At 60.5% G+C, this 15,745-nt stretch carries 14 protein-coding genes; 12 read left to right on the top strand and 2 right to left on the bottom strand.

Translation table 11 applies throughout. The annotated features are described in order from the left end of the window. The first annotated feature begins 8 nt into the window (after positions 1-8). The 6 genes from BW974_RS07210 to BW974_RS07185 all read left to right on the top strand — a co-directional run bounded on the left by BW974_RS07210 (position 9) and on the right by BW974_RS07185 (position 9,097). Positions 9-1,397, top strand: a complete 1,389-nt coding sequence (locus BW974_RS07210; RefSeq protein WP_084186207.1) for an arylsulfotransferase family protein — start codon at positions 9-11, stop codon at positions 1,395-1,397. Between the two features lie 24 nt (positions 1,398-1,421). Beyond that, positions 1,422-2,693, top strand: coding sequence for a Single-stranded DNA binding protein (locus tag BW974_RS07205; RefSeq protein ID WP_076429304.1), 1,272 nt, complete (start codon positions 1,422-1,424; stop codon positions 2,691-2,693). Continuing rightward, complete coding sequence (locus tag BW974_RS07200; protein WP_076429302.1) at positions 2,690-4,516, top strand: hypothetical protein; 1,827 nt, start codon at positions 2,690-2,692, stop codon at positions 4,514-4,516. The genes BW974_RS07205 and BW974_RS07200 overlap by 4 nt, the downstream gene beginning before the upstream one ends. Then, positions 4,516-5,256, top strand: a complete 741-nt coding sequence (locus tag BW974_RS07195) for a metallophosphoesterase (RefSeq protein WP_076429300.1) — start codon at positions 4,516-4,518, stop codon at positions 5,254-5,256. The genes BW974_RS07200 and BW974_RS07195 overlap by 1 nt, the downstream gene beginning before the upstream one ends. 304 nt (positions 5,257-5,560) lie before the next feature. Continuing rightward, positions 5,561-8,398, top strand: coding sequence for a DEAD/DEAH box helicase (locus BW974_RS07190; RefSeq protein ID WP_076429298.1), 2,838 nt, complete (start codon positions 5,561-5,563; stop codon positions 8,396-8,398). Positions 8,399-8,455: 57 nt separating this feature from the next. Then, positions 8,456-9,097, top strand: a complete 642-nt coding sequence (locus BW974_RS07185; RefSeq protein ID WP_076429296.1) for a pyroglutamyl-peptidase I — start codon at positions 8,456-8,458, stop codon at positions 9,095-9,097. On the opposite strand, the gene BW974_RS07180 is transcribed toward BW974_RS07185, so the two are convergent. Continuing rightward, positions 9,098-9,334: an Lrp/AsnC family transcriptional regulator gene (locus tag BW974_RS07180; protein WP_076429295.1), complete on the bottom strand. Its 237-nt coding sequence runs from the start codon at positions 9,332-9,334 to the stop codon at positions 9,098-9,100. 108 nt (positions 9,335-9,442) lie between these two features. Between BW974_RS07180 and BW974_RS07175 the strand changes: the two genes are divergently transcribed. The 3 genes from BW974_RS07175 (at position 9,443) to BW974_RS07170 (ending at position 12,010) form a co-directional block, all read left to right on the top strand. After that, positions 9,443-10,471 (top strand): hypothetical protein, encoded by a 1,029-nt coding sequence (locus BW974_RS07175; protein ID WP_084186206.1) that lies wholly within the window; start codon positions 9,443-9,445, stop codon positions 10,469-10,471. A 168-nt stretch (positions 10,472-10,639) separates the two neighbouring features. Next, positions 10,640-10,939, top strand: a complete 300-nt coding sequence (locus BW974_RS26445) for a hypothetical protein (RefSeq protein ID WP_245799949.1) — start codon at positions 10,640-10,642, stop codon at positions 10,937-10,939. A gap of 84 nt (positions 10,940-11,023) precedes the next feature. Next, positions 11,024-12,010, top strand: a complete 987-nt coding sequence (locus BW974_RS07170) for a hypothetical protein (protein WP_394329563.1) — start codon at positions 11,024-11,026, stop codon at positions 12,008-12,010. 10 nt (positions 12,011-12,020) lie between these two features. Here the strand turns inward: BW974_RS07170 and BW974_RS07165 are convergent, their stop codons facing one another. Beyond that, positions 12,021-14,177: a CDC48 family AAA ATPase gene (locus BW974_RS07165; RefSeq protein ID WP_076430277.1), complete on the bottom strand. Its 2,157-nt coding sequence runs from the start codon at positions 14,175-14,177 to the stop codon at positions 12,021-12,023. A 77-nt stretch (positions 14,178-14,254) separates the two neighbouring features. Between BW974_RS07165 and BW974_RS26940 the strand changes: the two genes are divergently transcribed. The 3 genes from BW974_RS26940 (at position 14,255) to BW974_RS07160 (ending at position 15,662) form a co-directional block, all read left to right on the top strand. Then, a complete protein-coding gene (locus BW974_RS26940; protein WP_281247663.1) occupies positions 14,255-14,389 on the top strand; it encodes a DUF7128 family protein in 135 nt (44 codons plus the stop codon). 72 nt (positions 14,390-14,461) lie between these two features. Continuing rightward, positions 14,462-14,608 (top strand): hypothetical protein, encoded by a 147-nt coding sequence (locus BW974_RS25465; protein WP_175609636.1) that lies wholly within the window; start codon positions 14,462-14,464, stop codon positions 14,606-14,608. A gap of 139 nt (positions 14,609-14,747) precedes the next feature. Beyond that, a complete protein-coding gene (locus BW974_RS07160) occupies positions 14,748-15,662 on the top strand; it encodes a cation diffusion facilitator family transporter (RefSeq protein WP_076429293.1) in 915 nt (304 codons plus the stop codon). The last annotated feature ends 83 nt before the right edge of the window (positions 15,663-15,745 follow it).

The raw sequence follows: 15,745 nt of genomic DNA, 5'->3' as shown, positions 1-15,745 counted from the left end.
ATCGAACGATGGTTTCCCCGAAAGTGTATCGAGCGTTTTTCGCCGCGCTCATTCTCCTCTCCACGGCGACGGTGGGCTACGCCTACGCCACCTCCCCGGTTCGAGATTCGGTCGGCGAGTATCACGACCAGTCGAACGTCCCGTTAGACCAACGCGAGCGGGTCGCGCCGCTAACGTCTGATTCGCCGCAAACGTCGGACATCACTGTGGTCGCAGGACACGGAATGGACGGCGACGAGTCCGCCCTCGTCGCCTTTGCGCGAAACGGAAGCGTGTTGTATCACGACGACAGCTACACCGGATACTTCGACGTCGACCCAGTTCCGAACGAGTCGATGACCGTGGAGTACACCGCGGAAAAGCCGCTGTCCGGCCCGCAGGCGGAGGCCTGCGATGCGAAATGCACCGTCTCGTTCGTGGAACGAGTAAATCTCACGACGGGCGAGAAGACGCATGTTTTCTCGCGGGTCATTCCGCAGGACAGGGGCGCCAACTGGCACGACGTGGATAGAATCGACGACGAGAACGTCCTCATCGGCGACATCCACCAAGACCAAGTGTACGTCGTCAACACGACCACGAACATCACGTCGTGGCGCTGGGACGCGCAGGACGACTTCCCGATAACCGAGGGCGGGCCGTACCCGGTCGATTGGGCGCACTTGAACGACGTGGAACGATTGTCTGACGGGCGCTACATGGCCAGCCTCCGAAACCAAGACCAAGTCGTCTTCCTGAACGAGAGCGGCCTGATGGAGTCGTGGACGCTCGGCGAGGAGGACAACTACGACATCCTCAACGAACAGCACAATCCGGACTACATCCCCGAATCGCGCGGCGGCCCGGCGGTCATCGTCGCCGATTCGGTGAACGACCGCGTGGTGGAGTTCCAGCGCGAGAACGGCGAGTGGGTGCAGTCGTGGGAGTGGAACGATTCGGACACTGTCTGGACGCGCGATGCTGACCGTCTGCCGAACGGCCACACGCTCGTCGCGGACACCAACGCGAACCGCGTGGTGGAAGTGAATCGGCAGGGCCAGATTATCTGGGAACTGCCGTTTTACTCGCCCTACGACGTTGAGCGATTGGGAACCGGGGACGAAAGCGCGGGCGGGCCGAGTGCGACGCAAGCCGAACTTCGAACGGCAACCGAGTCCGTCTCTGACCGCGGCATCTACGAGCGATTGGCCCACGCGCTCTTCTCGAAAAAGACCGTGAGCGGCATGTGGTTCGTCCTGCCGATGTGGGCCGGACTGGGAGAACTGGTCGCAGTGGCTATTGCGGCGCTCGCACTGCTCGTCTGGGGTGTCTTCGAACTCCGAGAACTGAACCTAAAAATCGAAACGAAAATCCCGATTCGGGTGTCGCGGGAAACGAACGACGACGAACACTTTTAATCCATCCCGACCGAACTTCGGGTGATGAACGTGGACGAACATGCCGAGGCGCTTGCCTCCGACCTCGGTGTCGATAAAGAGGAGGTCAAAGCAGACCTGCAGAACCTCATCGAGTACAGTGTACCAGTAGACGAAGCGAAACAGAGCCTTCGCCGGAAGTACGGCGACGAGAGTTCGGGGAGTTCCGAACCGTCCTCCGCCGACATCGCCGACGTGACGACCGATATGGGCAACGTCACGGTGACCGCAAAGGTGCTCACCGTCGGCAAACGCTCGATTCGGTATCAGGGCAACGAACAGGCCATTTTCGAGGGCGAACTCGCCGACGAGAGCGGGAAAATTTCCTACACCGCGTGGACGGATTTCGACCTCTCACCCGGTGAGGTCATCACCGTGGGCAACGCTGGCGTGCGAGAATGGGAAGGAAATCCCGAACTCAACCTCGGCGAAAGCACGAACGTCGCGCGCGAGGAAACCGACCTCGACGTTTCCTACGACGTCGGCGGCGACTCGTCGCTCGCCGACGTGCGCCCCGGCGACCGCGGCGTCTCGCTCGAACTGACGGTGCTCGAAGTCGAGGACAAGGTCATCGACGGACGAGACGGCGAAACCGAAATCAAAAGCGGCGTCGTGGCGGACGAAACTGCTCGTCTCCCCTTCACGGACTGGGAAGCGCGCGCGGAACTCACGGAAGGTGCGACGGTTCGCGCCGACAACATCTACGTCCGCGAGTTCCGCGGCGTTCCGTCCATCAACTTCTCTGAGTTCACGACGGTCGAACCGATCTCCCGCGACGTGGACGTAAACGACTCCGCGACGAAACTATCCGTCCGCGAAGCGGTCGAAACCGGCGGTGCGTTCGACGTGGAAGTCACCGGTAACATCGTTGCTGTGCGCGATGGTTCCGGACTCATCCAACGCTGTCCTGAATGTGGCCGCGTGGTGCAGAAGGGTCAATGTCGAAGCCACGGCCAAGTTGACGGCGAGGACGACCTTCGCGTCAAGGCAATCGTGGACGACGGAACCGGAACCGTCACCGCGATTTTGGACGACGAACTCACCGCAGAGGTGTACGGCGGCGGCCTCGAACAGGCCCGCGAGCAGGCCCGTGACGCGATGGATCAAGAAGTCGTCGCGGACACCATCCGCGAGAAAATCGTCGGCCACGAGTATCGGGTTCGCGGCAACCTCTCAGTTGACGATTACGGTGCGAACCTCGAAGCCAGCGAGTTCGCCGAAACCGACGACGACCCGGCAGTCCGTGCGAAAGCCCTCCTCTCGGAGGTGGACGCATGAGTTCCCAAGGCGGTGCAGGCCGACGGGAAGTCGCATGGCGCGTCTTCGCGGCGGAGTACAACGACTCGTCGCTCGAACACTCCGACAGCGACGAAGAGCGCGCACCGAACTACGTGGTCACGCCGACCGGCGCGCGAATCAACCGCCTGTTCGTCGTCGGCGTGTTGACCGAAATCGAACAGGTCGGCGACGAAGTCCTTCGCGCCCGAATCGTCGACCCGACCGGCGGATTCGTCGTCTACGCCGGACAGTACCAACCGGACGCGCTCGCGTTCCTCGAACGCGCGTCCCCGCCGACGTTCGTCGCCGTGACGGGCAAGGCGCGGACGTTCCAACCCGACGATTCCGATTTGGTGTACACCTCTATCCGACCGGAGAGCATCAACACAGTGGATGCCGAAACCCGCGACCGTTGGTCGGTGCAGACGGCGGAGCAGACCCTCGCCCGCGTCCGAACGTTCGCGCAGGCGTTGGACTCGGGCGAACGAGGCGAAACGCTTCAACGGACACTCGAAGCGAACGGCGTGGATGACGGACTCGCAACAGGTGTTCCGCTGGCGCTCGACCACTACCACACGACGACGCCGTACCTCGCGGGATTGCAGGACGTGGCGCTCGACGCGGCCAGAGTCGTCGCCGACGAGAAAGACGAGGTGCGCGCGCTCGACGCGGAACCGGACGAACCGGGTGAGGCCATCATCGACCTCGATACGGAACTCGACATCTCCGGATTGGAACTCGAAACGGGCGAATCTGCGTCCGCTTCGGAACCGGAGTCGGAAGCAGGTTCGGAATCCGAACCCCAGGCAAGCGTCACGGTTTCGTCAGACTCCGACGAAACCATCGCCGAAGCGGAACCCGAGCGAGAACCAACGCCGGAATCGGCTTCCGAACAGGAATCAACCGCCGACCCGGCATCCGAACCGGACTCCGGCCCGGAAGCGACCACGCCTCCGGCGGAGGCCCGCGAACCAGAACTGGGTGGCGAACCGACCGATTCCAAGTCAACCAGTTCCGAACCGGGCGATTCCGGAACGACGGAATTAGAAACGGAATCGGGTGCGGTCGAAAACGAAGTGGAACGCGAATCGTTCGACACAGACGACGAACTCGGTGCGGACGAGTCGGAATCCGAATCGGATTCCGGCCTCGGCGATTTCGATTCGGGCGCGTCCGAATCGGCGGACAGTCCGGACAGCCCCGACGAATCGAGTGAATCCGACGAACTCGACGATTTCGACAGCCAACCCATGGGCGAAGACGTGAGCGGCGAGATGTACGAGTTCGAAGAGGGCGAACGCGAACGAATCGAAGAGGAGTTCGGTACCGAGTTTTCGACCGGTTCGGAGGTCGAGTCACCTGGCGAAGCGGACATCGAAACGCCCACGCCGGACACTGAATCGGAGTCCGAACCGGACTCCGAAATCGACACTGCCGCCGAACCCGCGGAGGCAACCGGGCCGGACGCTGGCGCAGGGCAACCGGCACAGACCGAAGCGACCGAACCCGAATCAGGGCCGGACGAAATCGAGGAGTCTGAGGCAGAAGCCGAATCAAAGACAGACTCGGAGGCCGAATCCGACGCGTCGGATTCGGCGGGTGAAACTGATTCCGGCAAGGAAGTGCCCGGAAATCTAGAAAACACAGTCATGGAGCACATGAAGGAGTTGAACGAAGGTGACGGCGTCGAACGCGAACACCTGCTCGCCGCGGTCGTAAACGCATACGACGTGACGCCCGCAGAGGTCGAAGACGCGCTGAAGGACGCGCTGATGGCCGGTCGGTGCTACGAATCCGGCGACGACACTCTGAAGCCAATCTGATGGCGCTGGTCGAACCGATTCCGGGCGAACCCGCCGCGATTGCCGACCTCGGCGGCGAGACGGCGCTCGTCGTGGCGGACTTCCACGCCGGAATCGAAGACCACCTGCGGTACGAGCAGGGCATCAACCTCGACAGTCGGGCGGGCGAGCGACGCGAGCAGATGTATTCCCTCGTCGACCGCACCGACCCCGACAGAGTCGTCTTTCTCGGCGACTTGATGCAGTCCATCGCCGGACCGGGCGGTGCCGAACGCGGCGAGATAGAGGTTCTGCTCGAATCCATCGACGTACCGGTGACGCTCGTGAAGGGAAACCACGACGGGAATATCGAATCGTGGATTCAGTGCGATGTAACGCCGGGCGATGGGATTCGACTCGGCGATGTCGGATTCGTTCACGGGCACACGTGGCCCTCGAAGGATGTACTTTCGGCGGACGTGGTTTGCGTGGGGCACGAACACCCCTGTGTTCGACTAGAGGACTCCGTGGGAGGAAGTCGCGTAGAACGTATTTGGTTGCGTGGCGGACTGAATCCAAAGCCGTTTGAGGAGCAGATAGGGGAGGAAATGGTCGTGGATGGCGAACTAATCGTCTTTCCTGCTTTCAACGACCTGACTGGCGGAACGTGGGTAAATATCGAAGGACAGGGCTTTCTCGCACCGTTTTTGCCAGACGGGTTGGTCGATGGTGAGGCGTATCTGCTGGATGGTGCGCGATTGGGGCGGTACGACGCGATTTGAATAGACGTGGATACTCGGTTTGAAATCTGCACCTCGGAAAGCCCCATAGCGCTGTGGCGCCCGAAAGCGACCCTCCGCCGGAGGGTCGCCCGCGCGAGGGGGCGAGCGAAGCGAGTCGGTTGGGGAGGGGTGGGCGGTTGGGGTTTGATTGGAGTCGGAAGTAGCTAGCAACATCTCCTCAAAGTCACACCACGCACACTCTACGAAAAATACACACGTCCCAACATCTTCACCGAAACAGAATCAAACGCGCTGGTGTGGGCAACGCGCTTAATTCGTCTGAGTCCCTACCCCGAAATCACGAATGAGCGACCAGCAGGCCGTGGGTTCTGCGGCCTTCGCGCGACTCGGGGACGAGGTTCGATCGGCGCTGTCGGAACGCGGGTTTTCGACGCCAACTGAACCGCAAAAGCGCGCGATTCCGCCCCTTGCGGAGGGGAATCACGGATTGGTTATCGCGCCCACCGGGACTGGAAAGACCGAGACGGCGATATTGCCCGTGCTGGATTCCATCGCGCAGGCGAAGCCTCGGTTTGGTATCTCCGCGCTGTACATCACGCCGCTTCGGGCGCTGAACCGGGATATGCGCGAGCGACTGGAATGGTGGGGCCAGACGCTCGACATCGACATCGACGTGCGCCACGGCGACACGACGGATTACCAGCGCCAGAAGCAGGCGAATAACCCGCCGGACGTGCTGGTGACGACGCCCGAAACCCTGCAAGCGATGCTGACCGGGTCGAAACTGCGAATCGCACTGGAAGACGTTCACCACGTCGTCGTGGACGAGGTGCACGAACTCGCCAGCGCGAAGCGGGGGGCGCAGTTAACCATCGGATTGGAACGCCTGCACGAACTTTCGGGTGATTTCCAGCGAATCGGCCTGTCTGCGACGGTTGGCGACCCGGAAGAGGTCGGGAAGTTCCTCACCGGAAATCGCGGCTGTGAGATAATCGAAGTGGACGTGGGAAGCAAGGTCGAATTTCGGGTTCACGAACCTAAAATTCGGGAGACTGACGAGGAGTTGGCTGGCGAGTTAATGACCAACCCGGACATCGCCAGCCACGTCCGGGCGATTCGAGACATCGTGGAAAACCACGATTCGACGCTGGTGTTCGTCAACACGCGACAGACGGCCGAAGCGTTGGGGTCGCGGTTCAAGGAACTCGGAGCGAACATCGAGGTGCATCACGGCAGTCTCTCGAAGGAGGCCAGAATCAGCGTGGAAGACCGGTTCAAGGCGGGCGAGATTGATGCGTTGCTCTGTACGTCTTCGATGGAACTCGGTATCGACGTGGGACGAATCGACCACGTCGTACAGTACCAGAGTCCGCGGGAGGTCGCCAGACTGCTCCAGCGCGTCGGGCGGGCAGGCCACCGGATGGACGAGGTGTCGGAAGGTACTATCATCACGTCGCATCCCGACGACGCGCTGGAGTCGATGGCAATCGCCCGGCGAGCAATCGCGGGTGACGTGGAACCGGCCCACATCCACCACGCGAGTCTCGACACGGTGGCGAACCAGATTGTCGGGTTGGTGATGGATTTCGGCGAAATAGACGCTAGACGGGCCTACGAAATCGTGACTCGGGCGTATCCGTTCCGCAATCTGTCTGAAAACGAGTTCAAGGACGTGGTTCGGGAACTGAAAGGAAATCGGTTGGTCTGGCTGGACGAGCAGAAAGACCAAATCGAGAAGTCCGGCAAAACGTGGCAGTACTTCTACGCCAACCTCTCGATGATTCCCGACGAGGAGACATTCGAGGTGTACGACATGGCCAGTGGGTCACAAGTCGGCACCCTGGACGAGCGGTTCGTCCTCAACTTTGCGGAACCGGGCGAGGTGTTCATCCAGCGCGGCGAGATGTGGCGCATCGCGGAAATCGACGAAGAAGAGAGTCGCGTCAACGTTTCGCCAATCGAAGACCCCGGCGGAGAAGTGCCGTCGTGGGTCGGCGAGGAGATTCCGGTTCCCTACGAAGTCGCCCAAGAGGTCGGCGAGATGCGAGCAGTGGCGGGGCCACAGTTCGAACGCGGAGCGCCCCGTGAAGGTGTGGCGACGGAGTTCACGAATCGCTATCCGACCGACCGGCACACCGCGAATTCCGCGCTCGACGGAATCGACCGGCAGGCAGAAACCGAGACGCCGATTCCGACGGACGACCGACTCGTCGTGGAGTACGCCGCCGGAAAAATCGTCGTCAACGCCTGTTTCGGGCACAAGGTGAACGAAACGCTCGGGCGCGTCCTCTCGTCCCTCGTCGGCCAACGAACCGGGTCGTCGGTCGGGATGGAAATCGACCCCTATCGAATCGAGTTGGACGTTCCGGCGAACGTGGACGGTCGAGAGGTCATCGCGGTGTTCGAGGAAACCGACCCGGAACACGTCGGCCCGCTCATCGAACTCTCGCTCAAGCGGTCTGATACCCTCAAATTTACCCTCGCGCAGGTGGCCGCGAAATTCGGCTCGCTGAATCGCTGGGAGGGACAGGGACAGTTCTCGATGGGTCGCCTGCTGGGCGCGCTGGAAGATACCCCCATGTACGACGAGGCAGTGAGAGAGGTGTTCCACGACGACCTCGAAGTCGGGAAAGCAGAGGAGATTCTGAAGCGAATTCGGTCGGGTGACATCGACGTGGTCACCGTCGGCGGCAGAACCCCAGTCGGAAGTGGCGGACGCTCCTCCGGACGAGAACTCCTCGCGCCGGAAAACGCCGACGCGAGCGTTATCGAAACCGTCAGGGAACGAATCCGCAACGACGAGATGCTCCTCTTTTGCCTGCACTGTCAGGACTGGCGGCGGAAGACGACGGTGAAGAAAATCGACGACCAACCCAAATGCATCCACTGTGGTTCGACGCGAATCGCCGCGCTCAACCCGTGGGCCGACGAGGTGCTCAAAGCGATTCGGGCCGAGGAGAAAGACGACGAGCAAGAAAAGATGACCAAACGGGCGTACAAATCCGCCAATCTCGTCCAGAGCCACGGGAAACAGGCCATCGTCGCGCTCGCGGCCCGCGGCGTCGGCCCGCAGAACGCCGCGCGAATCATCGCCAAACTACGCGAAAATGAGGACGACTTCTATCGAGATATTCTCTCGAAGGAGCGTCAGTACGCCCGGACGCAGGCGTTTTGGGACTGATTTTCCCGATTCGCCGGAAGCCAACCAACTAAGCCCACTTCCCGGAAATTCTCTTCCATGACACTCCTCCTAACCGGCTACGAACCGTTCGGCGACCACGACGAAAATCCGAGCGCGATGGTCGCCCGCGAACTCGATGGCGAGGAAATTGCGGGGCACGAAATTTCGGGTCACGTCCTCCCCGTCCAGTTCGACAGAACCGCGAGCGAGATGCAGAACCTCATCGAGACTCACGACCCGACTGCAATCGTCGCAACCGGCCTCGCGGCAGGGCGGGCAGGCATCAGCGTCGAGCGCGTCGGCATCAACGTCAACGATTGCGGAAGCACGCCCGACAACGCCGACGCGGAACCGCGAAACGAGCGTATTCGACCGGGCAATCAGGCCGGGTTCTTCGCAACCCTTCCCGTCGTTTCGGTTGTCGAGGAATTGCTCGAACGCGGGATTCCGGCCCACGTCTCGAACACCGCCGGAACCCACCTCTGCAACAATATTCTCTACTCGACGCAGGCGTATCTGGAAGCCGAAAAATTAGATACTCCGATGGGATTCGTCCACCTTCCCTGCACCCCCGGCATGGCCGCACAGCGAGCCCGCGACGGGAACGGAACCAGTGGCGCTTCCGTAAAACCGAGTCTGTCGCTGGCGATGCAAGCCGAAGCGATTCGGCGGACGTTCGATACAACTCTGAATGGCTAACTACTCTGCCTCGTAGGCCACGCTCGTCATCGTCCCCTCGACGGGTGGTGCGTTCTGAATCTTCTCGGCGACCACGTGGGGAAGGCCGTCCGGGTTGTCCAGTTCGATTTGTGCAATAACGTCGTACTCTCCGGTGACGACGTGCGCCGAGGTCACCTCCTCGATTTCGGCGACTTCGCGCGCGGCGTGCAGTACGGACGTCGATTCGGCGCTGATGTGGACGTATGCGTCAGTCATGGTCGCATGGGTCGTACCACGACGCCATCAGTAGTTTTTGCGGCAGAATGTTTCTCCGCCGTTAGTCAAAGATAGAAGACTTATTCCAGTTCGTCCCGACGCAGGGATATGGACTGGGCGAGTGCGTTCTCCGAAATTTCCGAGAAAGACCTGTCCCGGCGACAGATGCTTTCCGCGCTCGGTGGGGGTGGCGTCGTACTCGGCGGGGCGAAAGCGGCGGACAACGTACTGATTGGCTACGGCGTTCTCGTCGGCACGAATCTGCACGACCAAGACCTTTCTGCGGTTGCGGGCGAGCGACTCGAACCGTCTCCCTTCGCGACGACTGTTTCAGGTCACGAAATCCAACTCAAAGAGGACGAAATCCGAGTCCACGATGGAGAGGGTCGGCAGGCAATTCCGCTGTCGGCATCCGCCGCGGCGGATGCCGACCAGTTGGATACCGAATTGGAACTCGCTGGACAACCACTCGGACAGTTGGTCAGCGACCTCTCGGCAATCGAAGCCGACGATTATCGGTTCGAATTTTTCGGTTACGAGGATTTCTTCCGGCGAGTTCGCGGCACGGAGACTCGACCGTTCACCATCGAAGCGCTACGTGGTGACCGATACCAGCACGTCGAACCGTTGGTGATCGAATCGTTCTCTGGGGCGTCGCCGGAACAACCAAAAGCGGTTTTAGAGGGGCTCGTCGAAGGATTCCGAGACGAAACGTACTACGACATTCCGCGGTACCTCGCGGGGTCGGTAGAGGACAACATCCTCTTTGGGTCGGTTGACCTGCGGAAACATTTCCGAACTCCCACGGAGTACGATGCGATGAAGGCCGGGGAAACCGCAGGGATGTTCTGCTACGAATTTACGTGGCGGTCAGTCGAAGCACTGCACTCGGTTCCGGCACAGCAACAAGAAACCCCCGTGGTGGGGGCGAAAGTGTTCGACGAACGCCATAAACACGTTTACACGGGTGTCGCTAGCGCGTTCAAAGAAGACGGAGAGTTAGTCATCCCGATGACGTTCGTGGACTACACCCACAGCACGCTGTACGACGATTTGCGCCTCAGATGGCTGCTTGGCGAAGGAATGGAAGGATACGACAAACGCCACCGCGCGACTGACATCTACTGGCAACCCTGACCGTCGAACCTTATTTTCAACCCCGAATACTACTAAAATAGAAGAGTTATACCGATTCGATTATATTCGCGTCCATGGACATATCTGCGACTGTAGCGAGCCTTCGCGCGTCGAATCGGAATCGACGCGCGGGCGCTCGCCGCCTTTCGAATCACTCTCGGACTCCTCTTGCTCATCGACTTATTGCTCCGGTCGCGTAATCTCGTCGCGTTCTACACCGACGCCGGAGTGTTCCCTCGGTCGGTTCTCGGAGTGCAGTACCCCAGTATGTCACAGCTTTCGATTCATACCCTCTCGGGTGCGACGTGGTTTCAGGTTCTCCTGTTCGTCGTTGCTGGCATTTTCGCGGTGTCACTGCTCCTCGGTTACCGAACGCGGCTTTCGACAGTCGTTTCGTTCGTCCTTCTCGTGTCGCTCCAGTTCCGAAACCCGACCCTCCTGAACTCGGGGGACTCTCTCCTTTGGTGACTGCTCTTGTGGAGTGTCTTCTTACCACTGGGCGAACGCTGGTCGGTCGATTCTTGCCGAATCGATCGACCAGCACGGCGCGTCGTGAGTTTCGCGTCCGCCGGGTTACTGGTGCAAGTGGTAATCGTCTACACCGCAAACGCCCTGTTCAAACTCCGCGGCGACATGTGGATGGATGGTGTCGCGGTGCAGTACATATTCAGTCTGCAAAGTTACACCACTTCGTTCGGGGATTTCCTCGCCCAGTTTCCCATCCTCCTCCGACTATTCGATGCGCTCTGGCTCGCACTGGTCATCTCGTCGGTACTGCTGCTCCTCTTGACTGGGTGGTTGCGGGCCGCATTCGCGTCGCTGTTCGTAGCGATGCACGTCGGGATGCTGTTGACCCTCCACCTCAGTATCTTCCCGTTGGTTTCCGTCGTCGCCCTAGTTCCGTTCTTCCCGAGCGTCGTCTGGGATGCCGCAGAGCGGATAACCGACCCGCTCGCGGAATCACTCGACGGTTATCGGTGGCGAGAAAAATTCGAGCGGGGAGCATTGCCCACTCGAACTTCGCCGACGATTCCAGCAACTGTTTCTCGATGGGCGGGGCGAATCGCCACGCTCGTTGCGGCGTGTCTCCTCGTCTCCGTCCTCGTCTGGAACGCCGCGACGCTCGGTTACGTCCAAACGCCGGAGCAGGTGAACGACGTGGCAGACCCGGCGGAACACCGATGGAGCATGTTCGCTCCCGAACCGTGGGGCGTCGATGGCTGGTACGTCGTCCCCGGGACGCTCGAATCGGGGCGACAGGTCGATGCGTTTCACGACTCCGACGTTCGCTGGGGTCGGCCCACGGATGCGAGTTTGGGCTATCCGACCCACCGATGGTACAAATATCTCCTCGACGTGCAATATCCACAGAATGAACGGCTCCGACCGCACTTTACCGACTACGTCTGTGACCGCTGGAACAGCAACCACGAGGACGGCCTCACCGACATTTCCGTCTACTACGTGCGCCAGCCAACGACCCTCGATGGGCCGGAACCGACGGAGCGAGTAAAGCTGACGACCCGGTCGTGTCCGTAATTCTCACGAATTACGTCATCGTCGGTTGGACGAACTCACGCGCCACGTCGAAGTGGCGCGCTTCGATGACGATTTCGTCCGCGCGTTCGTTGGCCTCTTCCGGACTCCACTCGTCAGCGGCCTCCCGGATTGCTCGCATCGAAGCGTTCCTGACGAGGGCTTCTAAGTCCGCACCCGTGTAGCCCTCCAGTTCTTCCGCGAGGGCATCCAAATCCACGTCGTCGGCCAGCGGTTTGTCGTCCGCGTGAACCGAGAGAATCTTGCGTCGCCCTTTCTCGTCCGGCGCTGGAACTTCGATGTGGGCTTCGATTCGACCGGGGCGAAGAAGGGCTGGGTCGATAGCATCCCGGCGGTTGGTCGCCGCGAGGACGACGAGGTTCGGGTTTTCAGTGAGGCCGTCGATTTCGGTCAGCAGTTGTGAGACGACGCGTTCCGTGACTTCGTGCGATTCGCCGCGTTGGCTTGCGATTGCATCGATTTCGTCGAAAAACACGATAGCTGGAGAGGCCTGTCTGGCCCGGTCGAACACCTCCCGGACGGATTTCTCGCTCTCACCGACGTACCTGTCGAGGAGTTCCGGCCCGGCGACTTGGACGAAGTTCACGTCGCTTTCGCCCGCCAAGGCCCGCGCGAGGAGCGTTTTCCCGGTTCCGGGTGGGCCGTAGAGGAGAACGCCACTCGGCGGTTCCGTCTTCGTCGCTTCGAACAGATTGGAGTACGAGAGCGGCCACTCCACCGCTTCGATGAGCGTCTGCTTTGCTTCGTCCAGTCCACCAACGTCCTCGAACGAGATTTCCGGCGCTTCCGCGACGAACTCCCGCATTGCGGACGGTTCGACGCTGGCCATCGCGGTGTTGAAATCCTCGCGGGTGACTTCGACCGAAAGGAGTTCTTCGTCGTCCGAACCCTCGTCTCGCGCGCGGCGAAGTGCGGCCATCGCGGCCTCCGTGACGAGCGCGTGGAGGTCGGCCCCGACGAATCCGTGAGTCGTCGCCGCAAGGCGCTCGATAGAGACATCGCCCGTGAGCGGCATCCCGCGGGTATGAACTTCGAGGATTTCGCGGCGCCCCGCTTCGTCCGGCGCGCCGATTTCGATTTCGCGGTCGAATCGACCGCCGCGCCGGAGCGCGGGGTCGATGGCGTCAACCCGGTTCGTCGCGCCGATAACCACGATTTCGCCGCGCGATTCGAGGCCGTCCATCAGCGAGAGCATCTGGGCGACCAATCGGTTTTCCATATCGCTTTCGTCGTCGCGCTTCCCGCCGAGGCTGTCCACCTCGTCGAAGAAGATGATGGACGGGGCGTTCTCGCTCGCCTCGTTGAAGATTTCGCGGAGGCGTTCTTCGCTTTCGCCCTTATATTTGCTCATCACTTCCGGGCCGGAGACGGAGACGAAATGCGCGTTAACTTCGTTCGCCACCGCCTTCGCGATGAGGGTTTTCCCGGTTCCGGGCGGGCCGTAGAGCAGAACGCCTTTTGGCGGGTCGATACCCAATCGGCGGAACAGCGCGGGATTCGACAGCGGCAGTTCGACCATCTCGCGAACCCGGCGCAGTTCCTCGTCCATGCCCCCGATGTCCTCGTAGGTCGCCCCCGTGACCTCCGTCGCGTCGGTCACTTCGCTCGATTCATCGGAGGTTGTCGGAATGACGGAGTCCGCGAGTTTCGACAGGGAGACGTTCACCTCAGTCTCGGTCGTCACGCGGACGGTTCCGCTGGGGTCGGTTTTCGAGACGACGAATAGGCCCGCATCGCCAAGTCGTTCGATTCGTGCGCGCTCTCCCGCGCTGACCGGCCTGTCCAGTAGTTCGCGTTTCGTCGCGGATTCTAAGGTGTCCACGTCGTCGAGCGAGAAGTTTGCTTTCGGAACGACGGTTATCGACTTGGCGTCGGAGACAGCAATTGGCCGAACCGACACTTTATCGCCGATTTTGACGCCTGCGTTGGCGCGGGTTTCGGCGTCGATCTGCACCGTATTTTCCGGCACCGTACTCGCGGCGGGCCACACCTTGACGACCGTCGTCTGGCCGCCTTCGAGGGCGATTGTGTCGCCGCTCAGGACGCCGAGTTGCTTTCGTGCGTCATCGGTAATCCGGGCGATACCCCGCCCGCCGTCTCGTTTTTCCGCGCCCCTGACGGTGAGAGAAACCGTCGGTTTTTCAGTCATATCGCTTACTCGTCGCCCGACCATCTTCAGGGTTTCCCGCAGAAACGCATTTGTCCGATGGTGACCTGCCTTCAATTATGGTGGCCCAAACCCAGCGTGACAACCAAACGTGGTACCGGTGTGAGGAGTGCGGGTTGCTGTTCGACGACCGAGGAGATGCCAAACAGCACGAAACGAACTGCGACGCGGAAGACCCATCCTACATCCAGTAGGGATTCGCCCGCCCGATTATTTTCGATTCGCGCAGGCAGAGTATTGAAAGGGTTCGCCGTGGTTTACGTTCTATGGGATACGACACGACTATCGGCTGGTCGCTGTTCACGTCCGGCGTCGTCACGCTCCTCCTGAAATGGCTCCCCTACCCATCGGTTTATTGGGGAATCGGACTCCTCGTGGTGGGATTCCTGATAATGACCCGGCGACTCTTCTAACGAAGAGAATCGAGCAACAGATAAACACTCGTTTCACACCGTTTTACCGGCACGAAACGTATTTTTAGATTCGCTCTAAATCCGATTTTGTTAAATCTAATGAATATATTCATAATCCTTCCCGGAAAGTAAAACACGAATGGCCGACCACCGCACCGAATTTCTCAAGGCGTCGTGGGTCAACGTCATCACGAACGTCCTCAAAATCGTGGTCGAGGGAGGACTCGGACTGGCGTTCGGAAGCCTCGCGCTCGTGGCCGACGCCGCCCACTCCGTCGCCGACCTGCTGGCCAGTGCGGTGGTGCTGATTTGGGGCCGCCTCTCGTTCGAAGGCCCGGACGAAAATCACCCCCACGGACACGAACGGGTCGAACCTCTCACCGCCCTGTTCGTCGGCGGAATGCTCGTCCTCCTCGGTTTGCAACTGCTCGTGGATGCGTGGCAAACGATTCAATCCTCGCCCGAATCGCATTACAGCATCTACCTCGTGGCGGCGCTCGCGTTCGCCTTCGCCGACCGCTACTTCTGTTACTGGTACACGAAGCGCGTCAATCGGGAAGTCCAATCGCCCGGCCTGTCCGCACTGGTCGCCGACAGCAGAAACGACCTGTACACGACCGGCGCGGCGGTCGTGGGCGTGGCGGGAATGGCAGGTGGGTTTCCCATCCTCGACCCGATTGCGGGCGGATTGGTCAGCCTGCTCGTCATTCACCAAGGTATCGAAGTCGCACGCGAAAACGTCGATTACCTCATCGACTCCGCCGCCCCGGAACACGTCCGCGAGGAACTAAGAGAGGAAATTCGAACCCACGAGGACGTCCACGGCGTTCACGATTTTACGGTGTACCACGCCGGAACCGTCTACGAAGTCGAGTTTCACGCCGAGGTGTCGGCAGACCACAGTTTCATCGAAGCGCACGACATCGAGACGGATTTGAGAAATACGCTTCTGTCGCGGGACGACGTCGGTGACGTTCACATCCACTTAGACCCGGCAGGAATGGGTGAGTGGAAGGATGCCGATGAAAAGAGGGTGTCGTCGTCCGCGAACTGATTCTGTGTCGCTATCATATCAAATGTAATAGAAAAGTGTCAAAAATAGCTTTCGAATAGGAACCAATTCATTTTACGCACCGC

Origin of the sequence: Haladaptatus litoreus (genome assembly GCF_900156425.1) — an archaeon.
In the GTDB taxonomy this organism is placed as follows: domain Archaea; phylum Halobacteriota; class Halobacteria; order Halobacteriales; family Haladaptataceae; genus Haladaptatus; species Haladaptatus litoreus.
This window is presented reverse-complemented; position numbering and strand designations above follow the sequence as displayed.

Bases quoted from the DNA above. Each gene is read 5' to 3' on its own strand.
- BW974_RS07190 (WP_076429298.1), top strand. From the start codon at position 5,561: ATGAGCGACCAGCAGGCCGTGGGTTCTGCGGCCTTCGCGCGACTCGGG.
- BW974_RS07175 (WP_084186206.1), top strand. From the start codon at position 9,443: ATGGACTGGGCGAGTGCGTTCTCCGAAATTTCCGAGAAAGACCTGTCC.
- BW974_RS26940 (WP_281247663.1), top strand. From the start codon at position 14,255: ATGGTGGCCCAAACCCAGCGTGACAACCAAACGTGGTACCGGTGTGAG.
- BW974_RS25465 (WP_175609636.1), top strand. From the start codon at position 14,462: ATGGGATACGACACGACTATCGGCTGGTCGCTGTTCACGTCCGGCGTC.
- BW974_RS07200 (WP_076429302.1), top strand. From the start codon at position 2,690: ATGAGTTCCCAAGGCGGTGCAGGCCGACGGGAAGTCGCATGGCGCGTC.
- BW974_RS07160 (WP_076429293.1), top strand. From the start codon at position 14,748: ATGGCCGACCACCGCACCGAATTTCTCAAGGCGTCGTGGGTCAACGTC.
- BW974_RS07210 (WP_084186207.1), top strand. From the start codon at position 9: ATGGTTTCCCCGAAAGTGTATCGAGCGTTTTTCGCCGCGCTCATTCTC.
- BW974_RS07180 (WP_076429295.1), bottom strand. From the start codon at position 9,334: ATGACTGACGCATACGTCCACATCAGCGCCGAATCGACGTCCGTACTG.
- BW974_RS07185 (WP_076429296.1), top strand. From the start codon at position 8,456: ATGACACTCCTCCTAACCGGCTACGAACCGTTCGGCGACCACGACGAA.
- BW974_RS07205 (WP_076429304.1), top strand. From the start codon at position 1,422: ATGAACGTGGACGAACATGCCGAGGCGCTTGCCTCCGACCTCGGTGTC.
- BW974_RS07165 (WP_076430277.1), bottom strand. From the start codon at position 14,177: ATGACTGAAAAACCGACGGTTTCTCTCACCGTCAGGGGCGCGGAAAAA.
- BW974_RS07195 (WP_076429300.1), top strand. From the start codon at position 4,516: ATGGCGCTGGTCGAACCGATTCCGGGCGAACCCGCCGCGATTGCCGAC.